This window comes from Ruegeria sp. BHSB196 (assembly GCF_059613135.1).
Genome location: NZ_JBXWRY010000039.1, coordinates 26,843 through 34,658, shown reverse-complemented (window position 1 = coordinate 34,658; position 7,816 = coordinate 26,843). Strand labels below are relative to the sequence as shown.

10 protein-coding genes and 1 pseudogene are annotated in these 7,816 nt (G+C 66.2%); 1 reads left to right on the top strand and 10 read right to left on the bottom strand.

All coding sequences use genetic code 11. From position 1 onward, the window contains the following. The 7 genes and pseudogenes from AC2FNJ_RS16300 to ruvC form a co-directional block, all read right to left on the bottom strand. Nucleotides 1-374 (bottom strand): ExbD/TolR family protein (locus AC2FNJ_RS16300; protein WP_496765720.1); only part of this gene is annotated, 374 nt, incomplete at its 3' end. 3 nt (nucleotides 375-377) lie between these two features. Further along, nucleotides 378-1,073 (bottom strand): protein TolQ, encoded by a 696-nt coding sequence (gene tolQ, locus AC2FNJ_RS16295; RefSeq protein WP_496765719.1) that lies wholly within the window; start codon nucleotides 1,071-1,073, stop codon nucleotides 378-380. 108 nt (nucleotides 1,074-1,181) lie between these two features. After that, a complete protein-coding gene (gene ybgC / locus AC2FNJ_RS16290) occupies nucleotides 1,182-1,565 on the bottom strand; it encodes a tol-pal system-associated acyl-CoA thioesterase (RefSeq protein WP_496765717.1) in 384 nt (127 codons plus the stop codon). Then, on the bottom strand, nucleotides 1,562-2,185 hold the full coding sequence (locus tag AC2FNJ_RS16285) for a hypothetical protein (RefSeq protein ID WP_496765715.1): 624 nt from the start codon (nucleotides 2,183-2,185) through the stop codon (nucleotides 1,562-1,564). The genes ybgC and AC2FNJ_RS16285 overlap by 4 nt, the downstream gene beginning before the upstream one ends. Nucleotides 2,186-2,248: 63 nt before the next feature. Next, nucleotides 2,249-3,268, bottom strand: coding sequence for a Holliday junction branch migration DNA helicase RuvB (gene ruvB, locus AC2FNJ_RS16280; RefSeq protein WP_496765713.1), 1,020 nt, complete (start codon nucleotides 3,266-3,268; stop codon nucleotides 2,249-2,251). Between the two features lie 7 nt (nucleotides 3,269-3,275). Next, the gene (ruvA, locus tag AC2FNJ_RS16275; protein WP_496765711.1) at nucleotides 3,276-3,953 is read right to left on the bottom strand and encodes a Holliday junction branch migration protein RuvA; all 678 of its coding nucleotides are present in this window, start codon (nucleotides 3,951-3,953) and stop codon (nucleotides 3,276-3,278) included. Next, a pseudogene (gene ruvC, locus AC2FNJ_RS16270) lies at nucleotides 3,950-4,512 on the bottom strand (crossover junction endodeoxyribonuclease RuvC). Before ruvC ends, ruvA begins: the two are co-directional and overlap by 4 nt. 269 nt (nucleotides 4,513-4,781) lie before the next feature. Between ruvC and AC2FNJ_RS16265 the strand changes: the two are divergent. Continuing rightward, nucleotides 4,782-4,994 carry a DUF1127 domain-containing protein gene (locus tag AC2FNJ_RS16265; RefSeq protein ID WP_496765709.1) on the top strand — a complete coding sequence of 71 codons (213 nt, stop codon included), beginning with the start codon at nucleotides 4,782-4,784 and terminating at the stop codon, nucleotides 4,992-4,994. A gap of 103 nt (nucleotides 4,995-5,097) precedes the next feature. Here the strand turns inward: AC2FNJ_RS16265 and AC2FNJ_RS16260 are convergent, their stop codons facing one another. The 3 genes from AC2FNJ_RS16260 to AC2FNJ_RS16250 all read right to left on the bottom strand — a co-directional run bounded on the left by AC2FNJ_RS16260 (nucleotide 5,098) and on the right by AC2FNJ_RS16250 (nucleotide 7,815). Beyond that, nucleotides 5,098-5,442 carry a hypothetical protein gene (locus tag AC2FNJ_RS16260; RefSeq protein WP_496765708.1) on the bottom strand — a complete coding sequence of 115 codons (345 nt, stop codon included), beginning with the start codon at nucleotides 5,440-5,442 and terminating at the stop codon, nucleotides 5,098-5,100. 100 nt (nucleotides 5,443-5,542) lie between these two features. Further along, nucleotides 5,543-6,421: a 50S ribosomal protein L11 methyltransferase gene (locus AC2FNJ_RS16255; RefSeq protein ID WP_496765707.1), complete on the bottom strand. Its 879-nt coding sequence runs from the start codon at nucleotides 6,419-6,421 to the stop codon at nucleotides 5,543-5,545. Beyond that, nucleotides 6,421-7,815, bottom strand: coding sequence for an MATE family efflux transporter (locus AC2FNJ_RS16250; protein WP_496765705.1), 1,395 nt, complete (start codon nucleotides 7,813-7,815; stop codon nucleotides 6,421-6,423). Before AC2FNJ_RS16250 ends, AC2FNJ_RS16255 begins: the two co-directional genes overlap by 1 nt. Nucleotide 7,816 lies beyond the last annotated feature (1 nt).

The window sequence follows — 7,816 nt, the reverse complement described above, 5'->3', positions numbered from 1 at the left end:
TGCGCATAGGGGATGGCCCCGTCCGCACGCAGGAACACCCGGTCGCTGGAGCGTTCTGCAGCGATTGCGCGCAGTTTGCCAATCAACTCTTCGCGGGCGACATCGGTGGTCTGGATCTGCACCCGCCCGTCCGCGGTCATCGTCACGGTCAGCGGCTCCTCGCTGTCCGAGGGCAAGGCGGCGGCGGCGGTCTTGGGCAGCTCCACCGGCACACCGACCGTCAGCAGCGGCGCCGCCACCATGAAGATGATCAGCAACACCAGCATCACGTCCACGAAGGGCGTGACGTTGATCTCGGACATCGGCCGCGCGCGGCCGCGCCGCCGTCCCCGTCTGCGCGTGTCGTCGCCGCTCTGCTGTACCGCCGCACCCATGGCTCAGCTATCCAGTTGGCGCGACAGGATGGTGGCGAATTCGTCGGCGAAGGCTTCGTAGCCCGCAACGATCCGGTCGCTGTCCGCGCTCAGCTTGTTGTAGAAGATCACCGCCGGGATGGCCGCCAGCAGCCCCAGACCGGTGGCCAGCAGCGCCTCGGCGATGCCGGGCGCCACCACGGCCAGGTTGGTGTTCTGCTGCTCGGCGATCTCGATGAAGGCGTTCATGATGCCCCAGACCGTGCCGAACAGCCCGATGAACGGCGCCGTCGATCCGACCGTCGCCAGGATCGGCAGACCCTTCTGCAAGGTCTCCGCCTCCTTCGCGATCGCCACGTCCATCGACCGGTCGATCCGCGCCTGCGCGCCCGCGATCATGCCGCCGTCGTTGCGATGGGACCGCCGCCATTCGACCATGCCGGCGGCAAAGATCTTTTCCGAACTCCCGTCCGGCTGCGGCCCGGTCTGCTCGAACAGCTCGTCCAGCGGATTGCCGGACCAGAACGCCTCGTCGAACGCGGCGGCCTCGGCACGCGCTTTCCGGTAGTTGAGGAGTTTCTGGATGATGATCGACCACGACCAGAAGGACGCGAAGATCAGCATCAGCATTACCACTTTCACGACAAAGGTTGCGCGGGCAAACAGCCCCCACATGGAGAAATCGATCTCCTGCGCCAGCGCCAGCGTCTCAGCTTCCATGAACCTGCTCTTTTTTGCCTGATGGGCCATTCGTTCGGCCTTGTTTTGGCGAACGCTACCGTAGATCGGGTGGAATTGCCAACAGAACCACCCCTGTTGCAGAAAATGTTACAGCAATGCGCGAATCTCTGCCGGCAGACGCACCGGTTTTCCGGCCGAGTTCATGCAGACGGCCGTGACCATCGCCCTGAACACCTCCGCCTCGCCGCGCCTGACCACCTGCGACATGGTCAGGCGGGCGCCGGACAGGCCGACCATCTCGGTCTCGACGACCAGGTCATCCTCGAATTTCGCGGTCGAGAGATACTCGGCCTCGATCCTGCGCACGACCCAGACGATGCCGGCATCGCGCATGGCGTTCTGGTCGTTGCCCAACTGCCGCACCCAGTCGGAACGCGCCCGCTCGATATACCGCAGATAGTTCGCGTGATAGACGATGCCGCCCATGTCGGTGTCTTCGTAGTAGACCCGGACCGGAAACACATGCTTCATTGCGGACGCTCCAGGCGGGCAAACAGTCTGAGCGCATGGGCGCGGTCCCGCGCCGCGCCCGGCAGGACGGGATCATAGGCGGCGCGGATCAGCCCGGCAATGTCGGGCCGCAGGATCGTTGCGTCACCGGCGATCGCCAGCGGCGACTGGTCCCGGAACGCGGTGTCGGACCACAACAGAACCGTCTGCACCACCTGATTGAGCGCCAGCGTTTCGGCCGGGATCTGCGACAGCTGCGCATCCATCCGCAGAAACACGAAGGCCGCCCGGATCGCGCCCGTCTCGTCGAACCGGAAAACCCGGTACTGGTTGGCATCGACCGAGACCAGACGCTCGACGAGCGGCCCGAGATCGGGGATCAGCCGGTCGAGATCGGGCACGTCCAGCAGCTCTTCCCAGTTGCGGAAGAAGAAGACCATGCAGTTGGCGCCCAGCTCCGGGTCGGTCTCGGCCATCCGGTGCCCGGCCAGGGCCACGACCGCCTCGAACGCGCCCTTCACCACCGACAGGGTTTCGTCCCGAACGCCGAAGACGACCGGAACGATGGGCCGGCCCCAGCGGGCAAACAGGAACTCACCGCTTTCGCGGGTGAACAGGGCTTCGATATCCTCGGGTGTCACGCCTGCATCTTCATCTTGCCGAAAATACTCCCGCCGGAGGCATAAAGTCTCGGGCACCCGGCATCAACCAAAGAGATCGTCCTGACGCTTGGGCATCGGCATCCCCAGATGCGCCCAGGCCTTTTGCGCCAGCATCCGCCCGCGTGGCGTGCGCTGGATCAGCCCCTGCTGCAGAAGGAACGGCTCGATCACCTCTTCCAGCGAATCCCGGCTTTCCGACAGGGCGGCGGACAGGGTTTCGATGCCGACCGGCCCGCCGCCGTAATTTTCCGCGATCAGCGTCAGGTACCGCCGATCCGCCCCGTCCAGCCCCAGATGGTCCACGCCCAGCCGCGTCAGCGCGCCGTCGGCCAGATCGCGGGTGATCCGGCCGTCGCCCTCCACCACGGCGAAATCCACCACCCGCCGCAGCAGCCGCCCGGCGATCCGGGGCGTGCCGCGCGACCGGCGCGCGATCTCGCGCGCCCCGTCCGCATCGGCGGGCGCGCCCAGCTTGCGGGCATTGCGCTTCACGATCTCGTGCAGCTCGTCCACCGTGTAGAACTGCAGCCGGGTCGGAATGCCGAAGCGGTCGCGCAGAGGGGTGGTCAGCAGACCCATCCGCGTCGTCGCGCCGACCAGCGTGAAGGGCTGCAGCTCGATCCGCACCGTGCGCGCCGCCGGGCCTTCGCCGATCACCAGATCCAGCTCGAAATCCTCCATCGCGGGATAGAGCACCTCCTCGACCGCCGGGTTCAGCCGGTGAATCTCGTCGATGAACAGCACGTCCCGCGCTTCGAGATTGGTCAGGATCGCCGCCAGATCGCCCGCGCGGGCCAGCACCGGCCCGGAGGTCATACGGAAATTCACACCCAGCTCGCGCGCCATGATCTGCGCCAGCGTCGTCTTGCCCAGGCCCGGCGGCCCGTGAAACAGGGTGTGGTCCATCGCCTCGCCGCGCTGGCGGGCGGACTGGATGAACACCCGCAGGTTGGCGCGCGCCTCGGCCTGGCCGATGAACTCGTCCAGGCCCTGCGGGCGCAGCGCGCGGTCATTGTCTTCGGGCAGCGGCTCGGGCCGGAGGGTGGGATCGGCATCGACCATGGTACACTCAGCCTTTCGGAGCCAGCAGTTTCAGCGACGCCCGGATCAGTTCGGCCTCGCCTGCCTCGGGCAGGTCCGCCGCCGCCTCGGCCACCGCCGCCGCCGCCTCGGACGGGCCATAGCCCAGATTGGCCAACGCCGAAAGCGCACCGGCCGAAGCCGCCGCACCGCCCGCGGGCCGTTGCGGCGGGCGTGGCGCGGCCGGTGCCGCCGCAACGGGTTCGACCACCTCGACCACGGCCCCGTCCATCGCGTCCGCGACCGTTCCGCCCATCGCCATGACACCGGGCGCCTTGTCCTTGAGGTCCAGAACGATCCGCTGAGCCGTCTTGGGCCCCACCCCCTTGGCCGCCTTGACCGCCGCCCAGTCGCCCAGCGCGATCGCGCGGCTCACGCCATCCGGTCCCAGCGCCCCGAGAATGGCCAGAGACACCTTGGCCCCGACCCCCTGCACCGAGCAGAGCAGCCGGTGCCACTCCTTCTCGACCAGCGACAGGAATCCATAGAGCTGCATCAGGTCTTCGCGCACCACCAGGTCGGTATACAGCGACACCGCCTCGCCCACACCCGGCAGGGCCGCCAGGGTCCGGTCCGAGCAATAGACGACATAGCCGACCCCGCGCACGTCGATCAGCACGTGATCCGCAGCGCGATAGTCCAGCCGTCCCGTCAACTTGCCGATCATGCCCGCACCTCTTTCCGCCGCACCGACGGTGCGTTTCCGTAATAGGCGTGGCAGATGGCGATGGCCAGCGCATCGGCGGCGTCGGCGCCCTTGGGCTGACATCCCGGCAATTGCAGCTTGACCATGTGCAGAACCTGCTCCTTTTCGGCGTGCCCCACCCCGACCACGGTCTTCTTGACCCGGTTCGGCGCATATTCCCCGACCGGCAGCCCCGCCTGCGCCAGGGTCAGCAGCGCGACGCCGCGGGCCTGACCCAGCTTGAGGGTCCCGGCCCCGTCCTTGTTGACGAAGGTCTGCTCGATCGCCGCCTGATCCGGCGCATGGGCGGCGATCACCTCGACGATCTGGTTGTGCAGCGACAGCAGACGTTCGCCCAGATCGTCGCCATCCGAATGGCACAGCCCGTTCGCGACGTGGCTCAGCCGGCTGCCATGCGATTCGATGACGCCCCATCCCAGGGTTCGCAACCCCGGATCAATGCCCAGAATCCGCATGATGTCGCCTCGGCCTGCTCGGGTTTTTGGTGCTTTTTTGACGCACTAGCACGAAACGCGAACATTTTCCAAGAAATTTGACCTCACGCACGAAAGCGACACCGCTGTTCCAGCCGCGACAAGACGGTCCGATTGCGACGCGGGAAGGTCTGTTTTCGACCTGATTCCGATGCGATTTTCACCAATTATTTAAGGGGATTTCACACTTCCAGAGCCTTGCAGAAAATGCATGGGACACATGCGTTTTCTGCGCTTGCACTCGGAAATCGACATCACTAGATGCCCGGCAGATCGCAGGATCGAAACGGAAACGGAAATCAGAAGGAAACAGGATATGGCTGCACTGGACACCACCCGCACCACCACTGGCTCGTTCGGCCTCGTTGGCCGTATCGGCGCATTTTTTGCATCGGCCGTCAACGCCGTTGTCGAATGGAACGACGCCCGCGTCACCCGCAACGCGCTGTCCAAGCTGACCGACCGCGAACTGGAAGACATCGGCATGAGCCGGGGCGACATCGACCTGGTCGCCGAAGGCAAGCGCTGAGCCGGCCACTCACTTTCTGCCCCACTCTCCTCCCTCGGGGGCAATCTCAAACGCCGCGTGTTCTCCCTCACGCGGCGTTTTCATTTCTTCGCATCGGCAAGGTTCAGGGCAGGTACGGCCCGAGCTTCTGGGCGATCACCTCCGAGACCGGGTCGATCTGCATCACCCAGGCCCCGGCCCGTTCAACCGACGTGCCCTCGCTCAGCCGCTGCACACGATCCGTGTAGGACACCGTGCCCAGCGCCGCCAGCAGGAACGACTTGAACAGGAAGAACGCCAGCACGAAGGCCAGCAAGACCCTCAGCGGAAGGGCGGAACGCATTCTTTGTGGTCTCATCTCGATCAATCCGTCCGAGCGCATCTTGGCGAAATAGCCGCGCGACATCGCCTGATGTTTCTTGTTCAGACGCCGGACCCGTTGATCGAAGTCCAACTGTTTCTCGACCATGGCAGCCTCCAGACACCGCCCCCTCCTTCAACCGGAAACGAGGCTACCTCTGGAATATGCCAAAACCATGGCGAAAACCTGCGAAACTCCGCAAATTGGTCTAATTCGCGCCCTTTTTCCTCAATGTAAGCGTCGTCCACTCACCAATTTCCGCGCTGTGGACCGGATTGGTTCCGTTTTCGGCATAAACGGACACGACATCTTGTGCCTGCTCGTTGAGAATCCCCGACAGGATCGCGTAGCCGCCGGGTTGCAGATTGGCCACAAGATCCGGCGCCAAGGCCAGCAGCGGACCCTTGAGAATGTTGGCGAATACGAGATCGAAAGGGGCTGCCGCCTGCAATTCCGGATGGTCGAACCCCGCCGCCTGCAGACAGCGGACCGCGCCCTGCATCCCGTTGGCGCGCAGATTCGCCTCGGCCACCTCGACCGCGACCGGGTCGATGTCGCTGGCCAGCATGTCACCTTGCCACACGCGCGCGGCCGCCATGGCCAGCACCGCCGTTCCGCAGCCGATATCGGCGACGCGCGACGCCCGGAACCCGCCTTCGATCAGCCGGTCGAGCGCCCGAAGGCACCCGAGCGTCGTGCCATGGTGCCCGGTGCCAAAGGCCATCGCCGCCTCGATCAGCAGCGGAACGCTGCCCGCCGGCACCTTGTCGGCATCGTGGCTGCCGTGCACGAAAAACCGCCCCGCCTCGACCGGGGCGAGTTCGCGGCGCACATGGGCGACCCAGTCGGTCTCGGGCAGCTCGGAGACGACAAAGGGTCTGGCCTGAAACGCGGCGGCCAGAACCGCCAGCGCGGTTTCATCCGGCGGTTCCGTGAAGTAACCGCCGACTTCCCAGGTGCCCGACCCGTCCTCGACCTCGAACACGCCGATCCCCGTCGGCTCCGGGTCCAGCCGCTCCATCGCTTCGCCCAGCCCCTCGGCGGCGGCTTTGCCCGGCAGCGTGGTCAATGCGGTGAATGTCGGCATCAGCGCCTCCTGAATCGGTCCGCATGGGCGTAGGACCGCGGCGGGTCAAGGTCAAGCTTCGGCAGCGTTTCGCGTTTCAGCGACAGGACATAGCGCCAGCCCCAACAGGAGGCCACCAGCCCCACGGCGAGGCTGCACGCGGCCTGCGCATAGATCACGCCGGACGATCCGAACAGCGATGCCAGCCAGACCGCCGCCGGCAGCGCCAATGCGCCGTCGCGGACCCAGTTGGTAAAGGTCGCCCGCCGCGGCCGGCCCAGCGCGTTGAACGCGGCGTTCGACACGAATAGCAGCGCGGCAAAGACGAACCCGCCCGCGCCGACCCGGGTGAAGGCCGACAAGACCTCCGCAGCCTGCGGCGGAAGGGCGAACCAGGCCGCGATGAACGGATCGGCCGCGACCAGCAGCGCCCACATGATCAGCGTGTATCCCAGGCCGAACAGGATCGCGTCGCGATAGGTGCAGCGGACGCGGTCGAATTCCCGCGCGCCGTAGTTCTGGCCGAAGATCCCGCCGATCGCGCCCGCGAGCGAAAAGATCCCGCCGAACGCCACCACCGTCAGCCGCCCCACGACCGCCCAGCCCGCCATCGCCTCGTCCCCGAACTGCGCCATCACCGCGGTCAGGATGTAGTTTCCGACCGGCGCCGCCAGTTGGGTCAGAATGGCAGGTATGGCGATCAGCAGGTAGGGGCGCAGGCTGCCCAGACAGTCGCGCCGCCGCGGCCGCGCCAGCAGGTCATGCGGAACCGTCGCATACCAGAGCGCCATGCCCAGCATGACGAACCGAAACAGCACGACCCCAAGCGCCGCGCCATCGAGACCCAGACCCAGACCGTAGATCAGCACCGGATCGATGATCAGCGCGACCGCGCCCGAGGTCAGCGTGACCGACATGGACCGCATGGCATCGCCCTCGGCCCTGAGCGCGCCGTTGGCGATCATCCCGGCCGCCATCACGCCCAGCGAGGGCACCGTCATCGCCAGATACCGCGCCGCAAGCGCCGCGGTTTCGCCCTCGGCGCCGGACACCGCCACGATCTGATGGCGAAAAACCACGATAACCAGGCCCACGCAACTCTGGATCAGAAAGGCCAGGATCATCGCGCTGGTCGCCTGCCGGCGCGCCAGCCGCCGCCTCCCCTGCCCGATGCCCCGCGAAATCAGCGCCGTCGCCGCGATCATCAACCCGATCCCGACCGAGACCGACAGGAACTGGATGGCAAAGGCAAAGCTGATGGCCGCCATCTGGCGCGGCTGGCCCAGCTTGGCGATCCAGAACAGGTTCGCCGCATCCACCAGAAAGACAAAGGTGATCCCGGCGGCTCCGGACAGGGTCATGCGCACCACATGGCCCATCGTCGAACCGGTCAGGAAACGCCCCCTATCCGCCATG